This is a genomic window from Sphingobacterium sp. Lzh-3, from assembly GCF_046764375.1.
Classification (GTDB): domain Bacteria; phylum Bacteroidota; class Bacteroidia; order Sphingobacteriales; family Sphingobacteriaceae; genus Sphingobacterium.
The window spans coordinates 253,978-274,554 of record NZ_CP177226.1 but is presented as its reverse complement, the minus strand read 5'-3'; the positions used below and the strand labels follow the sequence as shown (position 1 = coordinate 274,554).

The following is a 20,577-nucleotide window of genomic DNA, read 5'->3' as shown; positions in this document are numbered from 1 at the left end:
CTTTTCGGGATATGATTTTCAAAACTAAATGCCAGCACCATCATATATTGAACACCAACAAAAGCACATGTCCCTTTTAACTTAATATTTTAAAATCAACATTATGGGCTTCTTTAGCAATTTGTTCGGTACCAATAAAAAATCATCTATCAGGCCTTTGGCACAACTTGAGTTCTTGGAAGTCGACATGCACAATCACTTACTCCCCGGTATTGACGATGGTAGCACTTCTGTACAAAACTCGCTCACTTTTATAGATGGGTTACAACGATTGGGATTGAAGAAGTTTATCTGCACGCCACATATTATGGCAGGAGTCCACCCCAACAGCAAATCGAGTATTGAAGAAGCGCACAGCAATCTCGAGAATGGCCTGAAGAATATTGGCAGCAAGGTTGAAATTTTTGCAGCAGCTGAACACATGATTGATGATGGTCTTTCTGATCTTGTTCGGGATAATGAACTTTGTATTATACCGGGAGGCTATGTGCTTATTGAGATGTCCTATTTATCGGAGGCGAAAGCTCTTTTCCATACCATACGAGACATTCAAAAACTAGGTTATAAGCCCGTTCTAGCACATCCGGAACGATACAATTATTATCATAGCAATTTTAATATCTATAAGCAGATTAAGGATGCCGGCTGTCTGCTCCAGTTGAACCTGCTGTCCATCAGCCGTTACTATGGAGTCGATGTCAAAGCAATTGCCATGACTTTACTGAAATCTGGGATGTATGATTTTGTAGGCACCGACCTCCATCATGAAAAACACCTCAAAGCCCTTACGGATATTGCTGAAAAATATCCTGTACGGGAAATGTTAAAAACGTCCCCTATTTTGAACCCATCACTTTTAGATCACATGAGTGATGTGAAATCTCAGCATATCGCCGGATAGGAAGGCTATTGTCCAAAACGCTTGACATTGACCTTTTTTGACTTCACTTTTAACAGAAAAGGCCCGAGCTCCAAGTCGCCATCAAGTTTTACTGTTCCAGATTGGGCTTCTTGATCTGTAAATACGTTTGCCGGGAAACTTGCATTATCCAAATAGAAGCTATAGGTTCCCTCTGGCAGGCCAAACTCAAAATGCCCTTCCTTATCGGTGTTTATCTCGATAACCTTCCCGTGTATATCTTTTGCCAAAACTTTATAGATATCTAGATTCAGATCTGTCTCCAAACTAAGTCCTTGCGTATATGCAACACTGACAGCTCCCCGCACCAATCCACCACGCTGGAGCGGAATCTGGATTTCTAGGTTTGATCGCTGTATCACGATCTCTTTCGAAACTGCCATATACTGTCCCTGCTTTGGTGAGAAAAACAGGTACGAGCCATACGGTAACTTCTTAAAGGAAGCATATCCAGATTTATCGGTTACAAACAACACCCCTTTTACCGTAAAACTATGATCAACCATCGGAATATCCCCTTTATCATATATTCCATTAAAATTTTTATCCTGAAAACAGAAGACACGTATATTCCCTGTCTTGACGGCCGGCCGATCAAGATTTGACCCTTTTAAGTTTTGCCGAACACCAATGCGTAAATTGTTAAAATCATAGTCATATCCGGTTTTCATGACACTATAATTGTACTGAAAAAGCCCTGTAAGGAGGGTGTTTTTGAGTACGCGATAATTTACACTCGCGTTTCCGCCAAAACTATTTCCATAACTGGTACTTAAATTTGCCCGTGCATTGGCCGTCCACTGCAATCTCTCCTGTAAGAGTGTGCCGCCTATACGCGGCCCCATAGAAAAACGATTCCCAATTGACCGTCCTATCAATAGTGCACTTACTAGATCCGAAATCTGAAAAGCACCCTGCTGGTAAGAAGCAGAAAGACCTAAACTTTTATAATTGTAATTTACATCTGCCCGTACCGCAAAAAGTCCGCTAGCTTGATCCGTCATGGAGACAAGTCCAGCTTCAGTGGTCACATTCAGGTTGTGCTGCAGGTTACGTGACCTAAGATTCACTGTTGACAACATCCGCCAAGAAGTAGATTTCAGCTCACGGGTACCCGCTGCAAACATATAGGTTCCAATCTCGCGATTATAGTTTGGCAATACGGATAGTGTCACAAATGGACTCAATGGCATATACATACTTAAATCCCAGCGGGAAGATTGGCTTGCGTAATTGAGAAAATTTGTATTCAGATAACTTGGGTTATAGCGATAAAACGTATAGCTTAGTGCAGCCGATAACTTACCCCAGTTTCTATTTAAGCGTTCGACGAACTGCAAAGAACCACGACGATTTCCTGTGTAATACGGAGAACTATAAAAATTGTCTGAGCTAAAACTCCATTTGGCAAAACGCTGATCCATCCGCAAACCCAGAGCCCATGAGGGCATCGATGAATCACGCCCCGCTTGTCGACCATCCTGCGTCTGAAGTCCTGCAGCGACAAAACCGCGTAACGATGTATTGCCCGCATATTTTTGTTTCAGAAAGTCAAAAGAATTCGCCCAAAGCAGACTAGTGGTACTATCTAGGCCATTGCGATCGTAGAAAAGCTGCCCTTCATAGCGACGGTGCTCAGCCTTACCTTCTCCCAACACGACTTTGCCAAAAGCGGTATAGCCCGGTTCGCCGGTAGAGCTGTAATCTAACAGGTCCACAGCACGCTGTAATACACCGACGGTAAAATTGGTTGCTCGGGCAGTATCAATATGGTCAAATTTGAAACCTCTCCCAAAAGCAGATGCCTCCATGCTTTCCTGCAGATTTCCCACCGTATAGGTATTTTGCCCTTTCTGAAAGGCAGCATAGGTATTGCTTAATGTAGGCCGGTCCATTCCACCTGTTTTGGTCAAATAAGCACTATAGCTAATCTGCCCATTCGCTAAGCGATACTCCCCCTCCGACCGAAAATAAAAGGCCTGCTGCTCACCAAGTAAGTTATCCAGCTGTAAATCAAAAAAATTACGGGAGTAGGCCGCCAGATTACCGCGATTGTCAAATAATTGCTGGTAATTCCGATCTGCTGCAATATTGGACAATAATACCGATAGATTTCCAAACACATCGCCATTATCGTATAGGCCCGTGATGTTGACCCTGTATTGCTCCCTGTTTAACATATATTTTTCCACCGCAAGCCGGAGCATGAGGACTGTATCCCGACCAGCAGGAAGGAAAAGATTTTGTTCTTTAAATTTGGTATTTCCGATTCTATCCGGCGAGGAAAACAGAATCTTCATCTCCTCGTCTGTTGTTCCGCTATTGATAACACGTGTTTTAATAAAGATCGAATCCCCTACATGCTTTAAATACTGCTGTTCCGAAACGTCCTGTAAGATCAGCACTTTTTTAGGTGGCACATCGATAGCCATCGTCTTATTATCAACCATCTGGCCAAAAGGATCCAATAGCTGAACAACTACAGCTTGTCCTCTTAACTGAGCTGGCGCCTGAACCTGTAGACGTTGAATAATAAATCGTTTTTTTCCTGCTGGCACTGTAAATGTTAAACGGTCCGAACCAAGGGCACGCAGTCCCTGTGGCAACAACAACTTGAGCTCGCCATTAAAATCCTTTTCGCTATTATTGATCAATTGCAGGTCAATACTGTTGAGACCGCCTTCCAGACGGAGCTGATCAGGCAAAAGCAGGTGCACAGGCTTTTCCTGCTGGGCCCAAACAAACTGGGCCAGCAATAGCAATAGCGCAGCAGCGATATATTTGATCTTATGATGAGAGTATTTAAACACGCAGTAGAAATCGGACTATTGTGGAATCAGTAAATACAGGAGTGACACACTATAGCTTCCAGATTTAGAAGCCGACACCTGATCAGCCGTCAGATTCGCTTTATACTCCACATTAAAACTTTGCGCTTGCTTTTTATCTATCGAAGCGGCAGATACCGCCACCTGTTCTTGAGTCGTTAAAACTACTTTGGGGTTAGATTTTATCCTATTTAATCCGGTTCCAGCAGTCAACTGAAGTGAAAGCACGGACAGCGGAAGTGTACCGCCGCCATTGCGCAAAAGCTCACTATCAACAGATTTAACACGAAGTTCAAAGTCCGTTATGGAGTTCACACGGATCGCATTGGCGGCCATCGCACTTACTCCCTGCATATAATCCTTTTGTGTCGAGAACTGCAATGTCGCATTGGCAGCATCGGCAGCAACCTCCAGACTATAGTCAGGTTCCATGTCAACCATCCCGCCGTCGGTCAAACGCGGCGGCAATTGCATTTCATAATTAATTTCCTGGGTTCCCAGGACCTTACCACTTTCGCTGTAAAGGGTAAACAATAGGGGAATACGATATTTCAGGTAAGTATACTGATCCGGACTCAGATAATCATCCAAATATTTACCTTGGGCAATGGTCAGTGCACTATAAAGCTGATATTGCAGATAATAATTCCCGTTGGAGCTAATGGGTTGTTTGGCCCGATTAATCAACAGCACATCGTTGCTATTTTGCAGAATAATGGGATTACGGCTGGCACCGATCCCATCTAGGCGAAAATTCGCGTCATTGTTGTCGCCAGTCCAACGTAGACTTATTTTATCTACCGGAAATGTATTTCCGCTACGGTTTTTTCCACCGGCAATGGTACGTATGGGTGCCAGTAAGCGTACCGCGAGAGACCAGTTTTTTTCGTTCACATTGAGCCCATTCAGGTCAAATTGAAATACATTGAAGCGATCCGGCGTTGTTTTACCCAAATAAGACGTCACTTCAAAATAATTGTCCGACCATACTGAAAACCGCAATTGCGCAACAAGGGGCATGGCTGATAACAGGCCCCAAAATAAGAGTACTATTATTTTAGTTTTTTGCCACATGTTTAAACTCCAATTCTGCGATCTTCACCACATCTTGATCGCCATAAAATGCTAACACCGAAACGAGGTAACTCCCTGACTTCAACGACTTGGGAATCGCAATATATTGTTTACGCTTATCTCCAGGCAGGCAGTAAAAATTAAGATTATCGACGACTGCTTTTTCTCCCGTTTCTTGATTTAAAAATTCAGCGCGCAGGCGTCCCTCTAGCCAAATATTTCCTGTCACGTCGTAACTAACCTCTAGAAATTGTCCAGCAGAGTCTACATCTTTATAAACCAAATTCGTGATTTCAAGATCCGGTGTTTCCCGTCCATTGAAACGATGATAAACCTTCACTCCTGAGCGTACCGCCAAACGAATATTAGCCCCTTCCTGTTTCTCTCTCGCTCTCGGGTTCAATTGTGTCACAAAGAGCATTGCAGTATGAACCGGCACCTCGGCAGTGAATTTTGCATCTTTAGGCACCTGCATATTCAGTTGCAATCGCTTTGATTCACCAGGTTTAAGTGAGAAGTACGATTCAGACACCGACAACCAGCTTGCACAGCTCGTTGGTAATGTCCCTTTTGGACTCAGCTCATTATCACCAACGGCTGAATAAGACCAGTCTTCAAAAGAAACACCCAATTCGAGTGTATAATCTTTACTCGGATTTGTTACGTCAACATACTGCGTTTGCGCCTGTCCGGCATCACCCACAAAATATAATCTAGGTGGACCGACTGTCAATCCAGTTTGAGAAAAAGCTATTGTTGTGGTAAACAGCAAAAAAAATGAGGCGATCAGGTTTTTCATAAAAATACAATTTGGCATAAAAATACATAAAAAAGCAGGTATCTTCCGATACCTGCCTCTATATGATTTTCATAGCGTAGTATAGGACCTACTAGTTTGCGGCGATCGTGTAAACCACATCAATGGTATATTTTGCGGTTGTATTTCTATCGCCATTTTTACCCAACAAATCCTTAACAGTTGTCTCATCAAGCGGTTTACCGAAATATTTCACATCCAATTCTTTGTTCAGTACAGAAGACTCAGCATTACTATTTGCACCAAAAGGCCCAAATTCCATATTTTTATCCGTAGTTGCTGTCTTACCATCTACTTGAATCGCTAATAATTTCTTTGCATCATACTCTGTCGCACCGGCACCCGCTGTCTTTGTAAAGTTAAGCGAGGACAATGTTGCTTTTATTTTATAACCAGAACCTACTGAAGACACTTTCAATTGCTTTGCAACTGTCTTTTCCACCCCTTTTGTATAGTCATTCACATCTTGGTATCTTAACGTTACCTCGTCATCATAACCACTGGTTATTACTTCACCCTCGTTACCAGACCCAGCACCACTACCAATTTCAATCGACTGAAAAGGCTTTAACTCTACATTCACTTTTACTTTTGCTTGTGATTGAGATTGAGCGTTAACTGCAGTAACTGAACCAATGATTGCTGCTGCGAAGAAAATAATTTTTTTCATTTTGTAGTTTTTATAATTTAATATGACTTATTCGTTATTATTTATCCTCTTTGGACAAAACAAAAGTACAGCAGGAAATGATGCAAAAAGTATGAATTTGTACCCAAAAAGTATAAAAAAGGGAGTGTGTAAAATGTTGTAGCTATACAGCTACAAAAATATGTAGCGGGAAAACTACAAAGCGCCGTACCTAAGGTAAAAGAATGGGTTTTTGTGGAATATTAGCGTGTTTCGATGCTATAAAGGACATCGTTTGTGAAGGTAACGGTATTGTTTTTCTCTACGTATTGCATTAAGCCGTCAGCTCCAGGCCCCGAGTAGGTTACATCAAACAGTCCATTGAAGGTGGGGGAATCTGAGGAAATGATGGTTTCCTTATTTGTAGAAAGGACGCCACTAGTTGTATTTATTGCTTGTCCTATATGAGTGGCAGTTGCTTTAACACGGATCAATGGCGCGGGGATTTTTTCTGTCTGTGCCTGGCCGAGTTTTATAAAGTCTTGGTTGGCCAATTTGACCTTCACTTCATAGCCCGACGTGCTAAATACCGAAAGATGTGCTTTCTGAATTGACTCTACGCCATTTTTATAATCTGCTAAGGTGTGGTAAGCCAAGGTTACCGTCGATTGATCTGGATTAATAACAAGGTGCTGCACATCATAGAGTTCAATGTTCAATCGCACACCTGTCTGTGCAGAGGCTGTACCACCCCAAAAAGCCAATCCCAAAAACAATACTACCTTTTCCATATCCTAATAAACTGTTTTCTTAATGGTCCTATGAATCATCCATACTATTCAATGCTCATCCCGATCATCTATGGATCTTTAGCAATTTTAACGCCAGAAGAACATGAATTTTTACAATGTTGATATTTCATACACTTTCGTTGTTCTACTATAAATATACCTTTTATCTCAAAAACGAAAGAATAAGAACAATTGTTTTTATTAGGAAAATATGTATTATTTTCAATACATGAAGGCTATTGTTGCCAACGCTTGCGGTATTCTGTTGGCGTCAGGTTTGTTTCTTTCAAAAAGAAGGTACTAAAATTATTCACGTCTGTATAACCTAAATCCCAAGCGACTTGTTTGATACTGAGTGACGACTCCACGAGAAGCTTTTTACTCACACGGAGCAATTCGCTGGTGATGACTTCTTTAGGTGTGGTACCCAAGGTCTCTTTGGTGAGATTGGTCAATTTTTTACTCCCAATATTCAGCTGATCTGCGTAAAAAGCCACTTGTTTTTCTGTTTTCACATGCTTTTCGACCAGATCCTGAAAACGCCTTACCAAGGAAACTTCTGTACGCTTACCTAGTAACTCTCCCGATTGCTTGTCTTCCGCATAAATCGCCGCGAGGAGTACAATCTGTTTCACGATATTATGTGCCAAGTCCCGATAAATTGCTTGATTGTAATTCTGCTTGGAAAGCTTCAGCTGCATGCCGACAAATTCATAATAAGTCGCATACTCTTTGGGCACACTCAGTACTCTATAGGTATATTCATTTTTGTTAAATGACTTGAAGTTGCGAAGGAAGGCGGTGTCGACTTCTGTGCGTGCAAAAAAGCTTTCCGAGAAATAGATAATCAAAAAGGCGCGCTGTTCATTTGGGTTGGCATCAACCGTTATTCCGCGGGGTATCAAAACCAGGCTATATTCCTTAATCTCCGTCGGCTGTTTATTAATAAGCATGCTGCATCCACCAGATGACACAAAAAGAACGATATAGTTCTCTTTCGCTGTTGCATCCTTAATTTCCGAATACTCCTGCGTTACACCAATGACCCGATGAACTCCAAATTCCATAATAATTATTTACCGCAATAATACCCAAATAACATTTTATAATGCTTAGACAGGGAGCAATTTAGTAAATAAATCTTGAACACAAAAAACACGGTTCATATTGCATATTAACCAGCGCTTAAGATAATTCGGCAGCAAATAACACTAGCAGAGAAACTATTTTTTAAAAATAGTTTCTCTGCTTAAGGTACTTGACCAGCTGACTGGCCCCGGCAGGACTCAGATGGTGTTTATCGAACATATAGGGGGCCCCAAAGTTAACGCTGTCATGTCTCATTTCTTTCAGCTGATAAATATCAATATAACGTCCTTTAGGAACGATTGTCTTTAAGTATGAATTTACCCGGACACCTAAAGGGTTAACATAGCGGTTTTCATCCAATGTTTTATCCTTTTTCATTTTTAATGCGAGCTTGTGGTAAGGGAGTATATACTCTTCCGTCTGTCCGACAAAATAATAGTCTAAGCCATATCTTTCAAAAGTGCTGAGCATCTGTCGGACACCATGGCCGATTTCCTCTTTTGTATAATTCATTCCTTTGTAAGAATACATAAGCCAATGGACCGAAATAAAGACTTTATCGATATGCTGATAATTCTGCGGGAGATACTTTTGATAAAAATCGCGCCATAAATCGACCGATTTTTCGTATCCCCTAGGACTAGGAAACGGGAACGTTAAACTAAGACTAATTTCCTGCAGCTTTTGCCCCTCATGTAGTGCTTTTCGGAAAGCTGCCGAAAGCTGCGCCGCATGGCTATCCCCCATTAATAAGATATTCTGTTTGGTAGAGTCAATCGCAAGGCATTGATCAGCATCAAATAAATTGTAATTTTTACTATCTGTAATATAACAATTACAGGGGTTAAGATGTGTATGCTCATCGTATTCAAAATAATTGGCATATTTCGCGTTCAGCACACGAAACCTTCCCCATAGCGGCCATTGCGCACCAAGATAAAACAATACAGTCAAGCCCATCAAAACAGAAAAAGCGAGCCCCAAAGAACGCGCAGCTATCTGCCCTTTCTTCTGTTCGACCCAATAGTAGGATAGCGAAGCAAGTACGAAAGAAAGCAGCAGGGGAACGACTATACCGAATTTGTATGGAAATACAAATTCATACTTTCTATATAAAACATAGACAGGCCAATGCCAGAGGTATAACGAATATGAAATATTTCCAAAAAACTGTATCCCACGACTACGAAACCAAGTATATTCCTTTGCCAAGCCAAGAATAAGCGCCACTGCCAGAGTTGGTAACAGCGCAAATAATGAAGGCCAGGGATATCTACCCGAAGCCCCGATTACCGAACAGATCACTAGTATTAATAATCCATACAACAAAACAGAAGACACTCGCTCCAAAACCCTCCTAATTTCGCTCGCATATAAAAATGCTAGTCCGCCCAGCATAAACTCCCAACACCGGGCCGGCATCAGGTAAAAGGCATAATCCGCCTTAGTCGTAAGCCAGTACATACATAAAAAGAAAGAAAGTAAGGTCAATCCTACATAGATAAAACGGAATCGCAAAAATTTATATAGACATATCTTTCGAAGTGCAAGGAGTAGCAATGGATACAGCACATAAAATTGCATTTCGACCGCCAGGGTCCAGGCGTGAAGGAAAATATTATCCATTGCATCCGGAGAAAAGTAGGTACCAGAACGAAGGGCATAATAGATATTGGATAGAAAGGATAGGCCTAGGCCAATATATTTGGCATTTAACCGAAGGTCCGAAGTAAAGTAAAAAAAGGGAATAAACAACAGCAGAAAGGCACTTACCACTAACAAGGCCGGTACAATCCGCGTTATACGTTTTGCGATGAATTTTTTATAAGAAAATTCGTCCTTACTCATACCAGACAGTACAATCTGTGTCATCAGAAAACCTGAGATCACAAAAAAGATATCGACACCAATAAATCCACCAGTGAAACCCGGGATTTCATAATGGTATAGCAGTACAGCTAAAACAGCTATTGCTCGCAATAGTCCTATATCGTAGCGAAAGGTCATTTTGGTCGATCCAATGTGATGGATCGTCTAATTTAGGAAAACATTCCTAAAAAAACCTGATGCAGCCATAGCCTATATTGAAAAGGCAACAAAAAACGCATCCCCAAAGTTCGGGAATGCGTTTCCATTATATTTATTATCCAAATAAATTATAATTATTGCTTAGTTTTTCACACAACGGATTTGTGAAGCTCTACCTTCCGGATTGGCAAATTGCGCACTAATATATGCCGGTTGCGCGGTACCATTCCCTGTTGTTTGGAATGCCCAATGTTTAAAGGTTCCATCTGTATCTTTAACAACATACGATCCTTCGCTATTATATGTATTACTTACACTTGTATCATCATTTGAATAGTAGCCCATAAATGGGAAGAAAACATATTTATCTCTATTAACACCGGGATTATGACTACCACTGCCCGCTGTATTGACACCAAAGAATACACCTTTAATGGTATTAGCTGTACCATCATAGTTATCTTGCCATCTTGAAGGTGGGCTTCCTGCTGTGCTATTCACCAAATTTGTAATCTCAGTTGTCGTAGGTAATCTCCATGTACCTTCAGTTTTAACCAATGCACATGGATCTCCCCCACGTTCACCTGCTGTACCATTGATCACATCGCTTGGTTGTTGATTATAATTTTTTTGATCAGCCCGAACCACTTTTGGTTTTATGCGGTCAGAAAACCAATAATTTCCAGCTGAGTTCTTAGCCCCAAAGCTATACGTGCCCGTTGACGGATCATACTCCAAGTTACCATCAGACCACGTCTCTCCTCCGGCTTCGATACCCTGTTTAGCCCCTAGATTCAACTCCAATACATATTGTACACCTTTTCTCAATGTCAATCCTGTCAGTGACACATTTCCAGGTTTATTATTGATCGTTACACTTGCCAACTTAACTTCGCCAGTACCATTTGAATTATCAACAGCGATCATTACTGGACTGCTTGTCCAAGTCTGTGCTGCTGCCTGTGTTGGGAAAGAAAAGCCTTTTGCTGCGAGTTCAGTTCCGAATGTTACTAATCCGGTCGTTTCATCGAATGTATAGTTATAGTTTGGTTTAACTGTACTGTTGCTGATTGCATTGATTTTGCGGCCGCTACCTGCATCAAACTTAACAGTAACCTCTGTCAATTTATGTTTAAGCACAACATCAAGATTGTTGTTACCAGCAGTTACAGTTTGAAGGATCTCAACGGCTAATGGATCTCTATCTGCTCCAGTTCCGGCAGGATTTCCATAAGCAGACACAACAAATTTATATTTACCGGGTGCAAGCTCAAATTTATTAACCACCGCACTTCTGCCATCAACTGTTCTTTCTAATGTCGAACTACCTTCTTTATAAATATAGATTTTATAATTACCATTAAAAGCGACAAGCTCTCCAGCACCCGTTGAAGTCGTAGCAGCTTTAGTCGCAGAAGCACGTAGTGCCGTCCCTTGAGAAGCTTTCACTTCAGTCAAAGTAGCTCTTACAACGAGGTCTTCTCCAAATGGCACTGTGATTTGCTGTACTGCAGCAGTTGCCGCACTGGAACCGCCAATGGATGCTTTCGCCTTTTTCGAACCATCTTCAGGTGCTATACCATTTATTTTAACGTTGACAATTGCATTTCCTGTTGGCAACTCCGTTGTACTATTTTCTTTTTTACAAGAAAAGATAAATATGGTCATCGCTATCATGAGCGACAATAAAGTTTTAGTATTTTTTAGTTTCATAACTAATTAATTCGATTAAAAAATATATCCTAGTCCCAAAAATCGTTACCCACTTCATGGGATTGTGTTTCCGTGTTTTCCCATTGCTGTCTAGCCGCAGGGTCTACCGAAGCAGCAGCAATACCATATTCCAATTCAACTTTCTGTGCATGGAGGCGAGGTGCCTCATAAACCAATTTGCTATCTGAAATAGCGGAGTTTCCTTTGTTCATTTTCATTTTTTGTATTTTAAAATGCATAAATATTAATTTAACCAAACGATTAAATAACACGTTAACAACAATTATATACTATTGATAAAGAATTGATTAAAATAAAATAATATGACACTCCTTTTTCAGAAGTTGCACGAAAGTAGATAATATTTCAATTATGAAATAAGAATTTGAGCGATGTTTCTTTTCTTGTAGCGGAGTCACTACAAATGAATGCTATTCAAGTCAATTGCATGACATTTCCATGAGAAAACACACTGCCGCTAATTTAAAATTGGATAAGTAATATAGCATGTAGAAAAATAATCTGCAGGATCATTTTAACGACCAGCCTATCAAGTTAACTATACAATAGAGATAGTTACAAATAAGACCAAAAGATACCAAAAAGTAGAAAACAGGATAAATGATTTTCTATAATTACATGGTGAACCATTACCCACCCTATCGTCTTTAAGCTGCAACTATCGCCCAACGCACAAAAAAAAGAGAATAGACAGCAGCATTCCGAGCTACGATTCAAAATTTCGTTGTCATTTCACTAATATGGTTGTCAATACAATTTTCTTAATATGAAAAAAAAAGAAGAGATTAAAAAAAAGAATAATAAACTTTAATGAAGGATATATTTTAATCAAAATATAACAAAAATTACACTAAACCATTTAAATGGAATAAAAACATATATATTACAAGAAATATTAGATAATATAATTATTTGCAGAATAATATTTATCTACACATTATACAATAATGTTTTGTAATACACTTTACGTAACACGGAAATATAGCATAAATCGATGCCAAAAAAGATAACTGTTTAAACATATTAATTATAAAATAATAATAATCCTAAAAAACTTTATAAAAAACAAAAACAAAACTTAAATTAACTTTGTTAGTATGAATATTTGAAAATAGCAAACTAACGTTATAGCACTAAATACGGAGGCTTAATGCAATTTTAACGCATAAAATCCTAGAAAAAGAGCTAAAATAATTAGAATAAAGAAAGCGCCTTTATTATGAAGTTAATATTGTTTTAAAAAAAAGTTTTACATTTTTTTTTGCACAAGTTGATATTAAGTCGTAACATTACAATATAATTCAGAAAAGTATTGCTAGCCGATAATAGCATAAAGTATTAACAATTAAATTAGAAACACACAAACAGACATAAAAATCTAAAATTACGTTCGTAAGTACAGCGTTACTTGTCTATACGCAAAGGCAAAGCTGTTAATTGCAACGTATTTTTAAACATGAAAACGGGTTAAAATTGTCCATTAAATTTAAACCCCGCGCTGGCAACGGCGTGGATTATCCAAATAATATTATCATGAATAAGAACGCAAAAAAAATGTACGTTGCTCCGTCCATCAAGGAGCACGTAGTAGAGCTGGAGCAAGGCATTGCTGCAGCATCAGTAACAGTACAAGACACGACAGAGGTCGATCTGGGTGGAGTAAACGGCGAAGGCTAATTCAAATTATTTTTAACATTAAGATTTTACGTTATGAGATTATCACGTTTTAAAAAAATGAATTGGGCAATCGCTGTCACAATGATAGCTACATCGGGAATGCTTGTTACAAGCTGTTCCAAAGACAAAAACACAAACTTAGAACTTGACAAGAAACTAGAGGGCACACGTCTTATCCTTAAGTTTTCTGGCATTAATGAACCGGCAACGGCGATTGGAACGAAAGCTGCAGCCAATAATAAAACAAACGGCATGCAGGTTCATTCGTTTGGTGATGTAGATGTCGTTACGAGCATTGATGACGTTATCCCCCTTAGAAATAGCTCATCCAGCATTGCGATGAAAGCTTCAACTACAGCATCAGGCAGCCGTGCAGCAGCGACACCTATTGGAGGTGACGTTACCTGCCGCATATTCTTAATTAACCAGAATACAAACGCAGTAACATCGGAACAATTCACCGTAAATGGCGGCCAACTTCAATCCATAGCCATCGACCCTGGAGTAGCCTATAAATGGGTAGCGGTGTCTTATAACAACACTGCCAATATACCTGCAGCGACAAGTTCATTGGCTTTACCAACAGATACCGATGTATTAGTTGCTAAAGGGGATATCGCTCCAGTGACAGCTGGTCAACAACCATCAGTGTCGGTTCTATTTGACCATGCATTTTCTCGCCTGGCGATTGAATTGAATTCAAAAGGCGTGTTTGGCAAAATGACGGCTGGAACGGTTAAGGTTTCGGGTATTGCACTCAACACGGGAAGTCTTAATGTATTAACTGGAGATGTTACACCAAATGCGACAAGTTACACACCGACCATTGCATGGAGTTCATTCTCTAGCACAGACGCATTTGATGATGTTAAGGTTGCTTATTTGTATACTGCAGGTAGCCAAAGTGGCGCGTCGACAACAAATAATATCCAACTCGATGTATCTAATCTTGCTATTCAGCATTTGGATGGAAACGGCACAAACGCGCCTCGTACCTATGGTACTGTTACACCTATCACACTTAAATATAGTGCGACTTTGGCGAAAAACACCAACTTTCGCTTAAGAGCAGATATCGTGGAATCTGCCTTGAGCACGCCAGGATCAACTGCTAAATGGGCCCGTTCTAACTTGTACTATAGCGGAACAGCAGGACCAAACTCTACACCTAATCATAATCCATATCGTTTCTACTATACGAATCAACGTACAAGCAGAGCCGATGGATTTTTCGGTTATAAAGGCATAATCCCAGGGGTATTCAACGATGGGTCGACTGCTCAATCCACACAGGATCCTTGTGCGCTGGTTTATCCAGCGGGCCTATGGAGACAACCAACACTACAAGAGATTGCCGGTCCAACTGCCCAACCAAGCACACTTAACTTCGTGATTAATGTCAATAACAACAACTCCATGGTCAGCAGAGGAGCAGGCGGTTTACTAGGGCTTACACTAACAGAAATATTAAACCTTTTGTTGGGCACACCTGCAACCCCAAATACTACTGTAATTACTGGTGGAGCGGAATATACCACATCAACTGCGGCTAATCCGGCATTTGGCACAGCTACATCAGCATCCAACAAATTACGGTTTTACTACAATGGACAGGTATTAGCCTCAAATGTGCTTCAATTTCTTAATCTATCCGATCTTACCATACCGCTAGGGAATCTGCTAGATGGGGATGGTGCAACAGCAAATTTCTGGACAAAAGATGACGGGCTAGGATTAGGAGTTGCAAATGTTGGCGCGTGGGGGTATCAAGCAAGAACTGTTAGCGGAATTCCTAACGTTGTTAAAGCTGTAGCTTCAACTGAGGTTTTATCTACCGTAAGCGGCCTAGGCATTAATGTTCTCTCTACTACATTAAAGAACGTACGTTGCGTGCGTAACTAAAATTTATAAATAGGTTTTGGCAACCTATAAGCAAAACGGCTAGATTGATCTAGCCGTTTTTTTATGAAAAAAATTTATAGCTCAATAGCCACTTTATACATTTTTACACGATTATAAAAAATTTCACATTTTAAGTTTTAATATTATTTTTTACTTTTGGCTCGTCAAGTCATTTTTTTTGCGTTCGACTTGATAATATTAATGGATATAATGGGGCGAAGGCGTTCGCCCCATTTATTTTTACCAACTCTGTAAAACCTTTAATATCAACAAATAAAGACACAGCTAACTAAAACTATCCAGCATAGAACTCGTCCCTAATTGTCGACCTCTTGAGCAGGCTTCAGACTAAGACTCTATACATTTCATCACGATAAATAACGTACTAAAGTAATCAGTCTCATTTCTTTCATTCTAACCTGATCTCATCGATCGCCACCAATGGCTTACGATGACGGCCCCCATCAAACCAATCCGGAAGTTCATCTGAAAAACTTATCGCAATACGCAGATAGCGTATTTTTCGTTCTTGTATTTCAACCGAAATAGGATGTACCACCGCTCCCCTCTCAACCGAAACATAGTCACTGAGCTGTTGCATTCCAATAGAAGTATACACTCTCCCGTCTTCCGATCCCTCCACCTGTATTTTATTGGGTAAAAAGAGGTAGTGAGCCGGGTCCAATAAAAAATTCAATTGGACACGAGAAGCTATCTGTTCTTGTTGAAGAGGAAAAATAATTTCCACATTGCCACCATTAAATAATAACCAATTGTAACTATAGTCTGTATCACCTAACAGCCCATCGGAGAGCGTATGATCCCCGTTAGCAGGATAATCGGCCAAATAAACTGGCCTAAAAGTGGGAATCTGCCCTACTAATAAAGACGTTTTATAAGGTCTACTCATAATCCGTAACCATTGATTCCGATATTCTTCGAGACTTCCATTTACCTCCGCCAGCTCCCGCCCACCAGCTTTAAGCGCATTCTCAAGAAAACGATCAACGCGCGGCGCCCAATGGGGAGCAACGCCCAATTTTCCTTCAGCTAGCTGTTGTAAAAATCCCAATGGATGTACCCCATAGCTCTTTGCCTGCTCCAGAGCAGCATATTCCAGCCCCAGACCTAAGGTATTTATCCTAGTCAAAAACTCAGGCTGATGGATAACTTTTTTTTTCGCTTCTTCCAGAATCTGCTTATATCGAGTGATATCATGCTCATTTAAATATCCCTGCCGAGCACTGATCGGGTTACCATAAATGTCCAGTATCGTATTGTTTGATTGTCTGGCGGCTATTAATTGTTTCATGTAGTCCTTTACGGAAGACGCCGCTTCACCATAATATCCGTTCAAAAAGTCCGCTGCAACCTGATCCTGATCCATCATTGGATCCCACAGGCTTTTCGCCTGCATATAACTTGCAAAGGCCGACATATCACCCAATGTTGCGCCACTTCCATGTTCAAAGATTCCTTTAACCCCATTACGATACATATAGGCAATATTGTCGCGATATTGATCATACATGGGAAAAGGACTGAGGTATGCTGTAAACTGGGTCGTATAGTCCCAAACGAAAATATTTGGTGACAGCTGAGACCATTGCTTCAATTGTCTGCGAAATGCTGCCGCAGTTGGGTTCGTAGCGATACCTTGTTGACGTGTCACATCGATTGTACTTAACATCACATAGACGTTCTCCCGAGGTTTACTCCGCTTGGGAGCTTCGGCCGTGTAACCATAAGCCAATGTGGTGAATAGCTGTTCTGGGAAATGTGCGGCCACCGCATTGACAAAGCGAATCAGCGAACCTTGTGGCCCTCCTTCTTCCGCGTCTACTTTGGCACAGCGATCACAGGTACAATGCCCACGACCATCCATCGGTGCTATCGACCAGTATTGTGCATCCGGATTATCAGCAATTGCCGCCCGAAAATAGGCTATCGCGATCTTTTGGACCTCCGGATTTGTCAGACATAATTGACTCGCCTGGCGCTTACCATTGGTCAATGAAAAATATTCGGGATGCGCTTTGAAATAAACTTCGGGTGGGATGATTTTAAAAAAAGAATGTCCCCAAAGTCCCCACAAATCTTCAAATCGATGAAGGTGATGCCAATCGAGATACTCCCCGTCTGTAGATGGCGGATAATAAGATTCACGATACCGCAAAGGCGGCGCATAACGCAGGAATAAATCTTTTGGAAGCGTCAGATTGGCCCGTCGGTAAATCAACGCTGGACCTTGGTCATATTTACGCGCACCAAACTGCTTCTCGATTAATTCGTAGACACCATACAGCAAGCCCTTACCAGCTCCTCCAGTCAAATAGATATGGTCCCCTCGAACGATAATCTCAAAACCTTCATTCGAAAGAGCGCTCGCCTTTTTCTTTTCATCGGCAAGCAGACTATTTCCAACAAAAAACACATGCTTTTTGGTATTGGACGGCCCTGAAAGAATATCTAAAGTCACTCCCGTAATCCGCCTTATATAATCTTGTAACACCAGAGCCGACTTCCTTTCGAGAGAAGAAGGTGCCATTGGCATAACAATTTCAGCCATCGCTTTTTTATCTGAGACAATATCAAGTTCATTGGCACCACAGCTATTTATCAGCGGTATTAAAAGTATTAAAAATAGTCGTACTTGTTTTCTTAATATGTTCACCTTCACAGCATATTTAGAGTTGAAGAGATAATCCGGCAGGAACTGCTGCATCACTATATACAAATAAGCGGATCGCATCGATTACTGCACATAACCGGTTTTTTGTTTCATAATATGGAATCCCAAAACGAAGAATATGGATAATCCCTTCTTCGGAATTACAGCCTTTTATACATTTAATATGGATTTTTTCATGATTCAAAAAGTCATATAAAGGGTATGGATCGTAGTTAGTAAAGGCTAAACTTACTACCGGAGACAAGCCATCATCGGCAAAATGATAGGGCAAATCAATTTGCTCAAGTACCGCTGTCAACTCTTTTCTAAAAAAAGCAGCCAGATAACAACTGCGTTCAAATATCGATTCTGCACCTATACTGCGGTAATGTTCCAGGCTGTGTCTCAATTTTTCATAAACAAGAAAATCCTGCCCTCCGGGTATACTGAATCCGTGCGTGTCCGTATCAGGAAAAAGTTGCTGCTTATTCCAATAAATGGCCCCAAGCCAATCCGAAAAACTAGCCTTAAACCAGGCCAAACCTACCCCTAATGGCCCATGAAGCCATTTATGAGCACTACCAATCAATATATCGACATCACCAAATGGCATTTCCCTTAGACCAATAGATTGCGCCACATCCAATATCAAAATTGCTTTGGGAGCAGCTCTTTTTATAATTGACAAACTATTCTGGTCTTGCGCCATCCTCCCGGTATGGTAATACACATGCGACAACAGTACAACGTCCGGTTGGAGCTGCTGCATCTGTGTGCGCAAACTCGCTGCACACTGAAGGATCGTATCAGAAAGATAAATCACCTCATAATCAGGCAACTGCTCAAACGGACCTATTCCACCGGGATGTTCATGTTGACTTGTGACAACGAGAAATGGCCCCTTTTTTTCCGCTTGTAATTTGCGCAGTAAACAGAGTGCCATAAGATTCATTGTCTGGGAGGTGCTATGCGTAATACTAAAGCGATAATTTTCTGCAGGCCACAATACTCCACAAACGTCTTTTATGGAAGCAAATGCTTCACGTCCTAAAGCATAAAGTGCTAACGGGTTCCCATTTTTTGCAGACAGGAGCCGTTCCGCATTAGTTTGCGGAACGGTTCCCAAACAGCCCGGATTCAGATTAATGCAGGCTGTATAAAACTTTTCTACCCGAATATTATCCCAATATTCTTCATCGTCTACTTTCCCATACACGCTTCGAGATTTTGGGGGACGTTCCTTTTGAATAAAATTCCAGGATAGATGTGGTAAACAATGATGAACGATCAGCGAATTACGTCTTTCCAATAGCAAGTTAATCGTGTCCTTGATGACTGATCTAAAATCAGTATGGAATAATTCACTTCCCTTCAACTGTGTTTCAACATCAAATAGTGGTTTTTCGGTGAAATTCTCGCCTCTTATATCTTCGGTATATAGTATCTCAGGGTTCAACCCTAATTCTTTTGCTATGGCAACAATATCGTCAGCTAATTCATTTATGGAATAATGTGTTTCTGTGACGTGATTAACCACTCTATGTTCCCCCTCTTTTGGTATATCGTCAGTGAATCTTGCCAACGAGCCAACCGCATCGGGCAAAGACATCAAGCCTGTGCGCTGATGACCGCGACCATATATTGTCAAAGGATGTCCATACACAGATTGGGCGACAAAACGATTGGCTACCGTTCCAAAAATCGGATCATAATCAAACCGGGTAAAGAGCTTCCAACAATGATCCATTTCATCCGTAAGCAGTCCAAAAACAGTCGCCTGCATGACTTCTGTAATTCGAAGCCCCCATGTACGTGCCGCCATGGCAACATAATTGGAATCATTAATCTTAGACACATGATAAATATCATTTGCCGCCCGGGGGTAAGGCAGCATTGTCGACGCTGTCTGCCCTTTGTAACTTGGTTTAAAATATCCTTCGGCAACAGCTAAACCTCCTTTCGCATATTCGCCAAAGGACCCCAGCTTAATAATATGGGCATGTGGAGCATAATTACGCACCGCCCAAAGCAAACGCATATTTCCCTCCTCATTATTACGCACAGTATGTAATGCCTCTTCTACCCCCAACATCGAATAGCTTGCTGAACATTGCTGGGCTAGGTGATATATGGTACAAGGTCGTTCACAACGAACAAGTTCCGCCAAGCCATCACTGCAAACATCCAGTGGTTGATAAAATAGATTTGTACAACCATATTTCTGTTGAAATTCCTTCATGCGATCAGGTAATTCAGGTGGAGTTAGCAGCGGGGAAAAACCCAGTTTAGTGACCGTATTCCTACGCCATCCGTTATCCGCTAAAATAATTTTATGATCGGGGTGTATCAACGCCAATTTCATCGCCAAAGGCCAGCCTAAATACCCATCGGCGCCTAAAATCAAGATTGTCTGATTCAT

The 20,577-nt window shown here is 40.9% G+C and carries 14 protein-coding genes; 3 read left to right on the top strand and 11 right to left on the bottom strand.

Annotated features, from left to right (window positions below):
* Nucleotides 1-103 precede the first annotated feature (103 nt).
* Nucleotides 104-901, top strand: coding sequence for a tyrosine-protein phosphatase (locus tag ACLCDV_RS01150; protein ID WP_411972722.1), 798 nt, complete (start codon nt 104-106; stop codon nt 899-901).
* Nucleotides 902-906: 5 nt separating this feature from the next.
* On the opposite strand, the gene ACLCDV_RS01145 is transcribed toward ACLCDV_RS01150, so the two are convergent.
* The 9 genes from ACLCDV_RS01145 to ACLCDV_RS01105 form a co-directional block, all read right to left on the bottom strand.
* Nucleotides 907-3,729 carry a collagen binding domain-containing protein gene (locus tag ACLCDV_RS01145; protein WP_411972721.1) on the bottom strand — a complete coding sequence of 941 codons (2,823 nt, stop codon included), beginning with the start codon at nt 3,727-3,729 and terminating at the stop codon, nt 907-909.
* A 15-nt stretch (nt 3,730-3,744) separates the two neighbouring features.
* Entirely contained in the window at nt 3,745-4,821 is a 1,077-nt protein-coding gene (locus tag ACLCDV_RS01140; protein ID WP_411972720.1) for a hypothetical protein, read from the bottom strand.
* Nucleotides 4,805-5,620, bottom strand: a complete 816-nt coding sequence (locus ACLCDV_RS01135) for a hypothetical protein (RefSeq protein WP_313420069.1) — start codon at nt 5,618-5,620, stop codon at nt 4,805-4,807. The genes ACLCDV_RS01140 and ACLCDV_RS01135 overlap by 17 nt, the downstream gene beginning before the upstream one ends.
* 91 nt (nt 5,621-5,711) lie before the next feature.
* Complete coding sequence (locus ACLCDV_RS01130; protein WP_411972719.1) at nt 5,712-6,308, bottom strand: hypothetical protein; 597 nt, start codon at nt 6,306-6,308, stop codon at nt 5,712-5,714.
* A gap of 221 nt (nt 6,309-6,529) precedes the next feature.
* Entirely contained in the window at nt 6,530-7,057 is a 528-nt protein-coding gene (locus ACLCDV_RS01125; RefSeq protein ID WP_411972718.1) for a hypothetical protein, read from the bottom strand.
* Between the two features lie 236 nt (nt 7,058-7,293).
* Nucleotides 7,294-8,124: a helix-turn-helix domain-containing protein gene (locus tag ACLCDV_RS01120; RefSeq protein WP_411972717.1), complete on the bottom strand. Its 831-nt coding sequence runs from the start codon at nt 8,122-8,124 to the stop codon at nt 7,294-7,296.
* A gap of 163 nt (nt 8,125-8,287) precedes the next feature.
* On the bottom strand, nt 8,288-10,153 hold the full coding sequence (locus ACLCDV_RS01115) for an acyltransferase family protein (RefSeq protein WP_411972716.1): 1,866 nt from the start codon (nt 10,151-10,153) through the stop codon (nt 8,288-8,290).
* Nucleotides 10,154-10,315: 162 nt separating this feature from the next.
* On the bottom strand, nt 10,316-11,887 hold the full coding sequence (locus tag ACLCDV_RS01110) for a fimbrillin family protein (protein WP_411972715.1): 1,572 nt from the start codon (nt 11,885-11,887) through the stop codon (nt 10,316-10,318).
* Nucleotides 11,888-11,916: 29 nt separating this feature from the next.
* Nucleotides 11,917-12,105 (bottom strand): hypothetical protein, encoded by a 189-nt coding sequence (locus tag ACLCDV_RS01105; protein ID WP_411972714.1) that lies wholly within the window; start codon nt 12,103-12,105, stop codon nt 11,917-11,919.
* A 1,336-nt stretch (nt 12,106-13,441) separates the two neighbouring features.
* On the opposite strand from ACLCDV_RS01105, the gene ACLCDV_RS01100 reads away from it, so the two are divergent.
* Nucleotides 13,442-13,585 (top strand): hypothetical protein, encoded by a 144-nt coding sequence (locus tag ACLCDV_RS01100; protein WP_411972713.1) that lies wholly within the window; start codon nt 13,442-13,444, stop codon nt 13,583-13,585.
* Nucleotides 13,586-13,618: 33 nt separating this feature from the next.
* Nucleotides 13,619-15,487 carry a hypothetical protein gene (locus ACLCDV_RS01095; RefSeq protein WP_411972712.1) on the top strand — a complete coding sequence of 623 codons (1,869 nt, stop codon included), beginning with the start codon at nt 13,619-13,621 and terminating at the stop codon, nt 15,485-15,487.
* Between the two features lie 409 nt (nt 15,488-15,896).
* On the opposite strand, the gene ACLCDV_RS01090 is transcribed toward ACLCDV_RS01095, so the two are convergent.
* Nucleotides 15,897-18,161 carry a DUF4838 domain-containing protein gene (locus ACLCDV_RS01090; protein WP_411972711.1) on the bottom strand — a complete coding sequence of 755 codons (2,265 nt, stop codon included), beginning with the start codon at nt 18,159-18,161 and terminating at the stop codon, nt 15,897-15,899.
* Between the two features lie 13 nt (nt 18,162-18,174).
* Nucleotides 18,175-20,577, bottom strand: coding sequence for an aminotransferase class V-fold PLP-dependent enzyme (locus ACLCDV_RS01085; RefSeq protein ID WP_411972710.1), 2,403 nt, complete (start codon nt 20,575-20,577; stop codon nt 18,175-18,177).

What these genes read in the sequence shown, in the direction of transcription:
- ACLCDV_RS01150 (WP_411972722.1), top strand. Translation starts at nt 104, where the DNA reads ATGGGCTTCTTTAGCAATTTGTTCGGTACCAATAAAAAATCATCTATC.
- ACLCDV_RS01140 (WP_411972720.1), bottom strand. Translation starts at nt 4,821, where the DNA reads ATGTGGCAAAAAACTAAAATAATAGTACTCTTATTTTGGGGCCTGTTA.
- ACLCDV_RS01135 (WP_313420069.1), bottom strand. Translation starts at nt 5,620, where the DNA reads ATGAAAAACCTGATCGCCTCATTTTTTTTGCTGTTTACCACAACAATA.
- ACLCDV_RS01130 (WP_411972719.1), bottom strand. Translation starts at nt 6,308, where the DNA reads ATGAAAAAAATTATTTTCTTCGCAGCAGCAATCATTGGTTCAGTTACT.
- ACLCDV_RS01125 (WP_411972718.1), bottom strand. Translation starts at nt 7,057, where the DNA reads ATGGAAAAGGTAGTATTGTTTTTGGGATTGGCTTTTTGGGGTGGTACA.
- ACLCDV_RS01120 (WP_411972717.1), bottom strand. Translation starts at nt 8,124, where the DNA reads ATGGAATTTGGAGTTCATCGGGTCATTGGTGTAACGCAGGAGTATTCG.
- ACLCDV_RS01115 (WP_411972716.1), bottom strand. Translation starts at nt 10,153, where the DNA reads ATGACCTTTCGCTACGATATAGGACTATTGCGAGCAATAGCTGTTTTA.
- ACLCDV_RS01110 (WP_411972715.1), bottom strand. Translation starts at nt 11,887, where the DNA reads ATGAAACTAAAAAATACTAAAACTTTATTGTCGCTCATGATAGCGATG.
- ACLCDV_RS01105 (WP_411972714.1), bottom strand. Translation starts at nt 12,105, where the DNA reads ATGAAAATGAACAAAGGAAACTCCGCTATTTCAGATAGCAAATTGGTT.
- ACLCDV_RS01100 (WP_411972713.1), top strand. Translation starts at nt 13,442, where the DNA reads ATGAATAAGAACGCAAAAAAAATGTACGTTGCTCCGTCCATCAAGGAG.
- ACLCDV_RS01095 (WP_411972712.1), top strand. Translation starts at nt 13,619, where the DNA reads ATGAGATTATCACGTTTTAAAAAAATGAATTGGGCAATCGCTGTCACA.
- ACLCDV_RS01085 (WP_411972710.1), bottom strand. Translation starts at nt 20,577, where the DNA reads ATGAATCAGACAATCTTGATTTTAGGCGCCGATGGGTATTTAGGCTGG.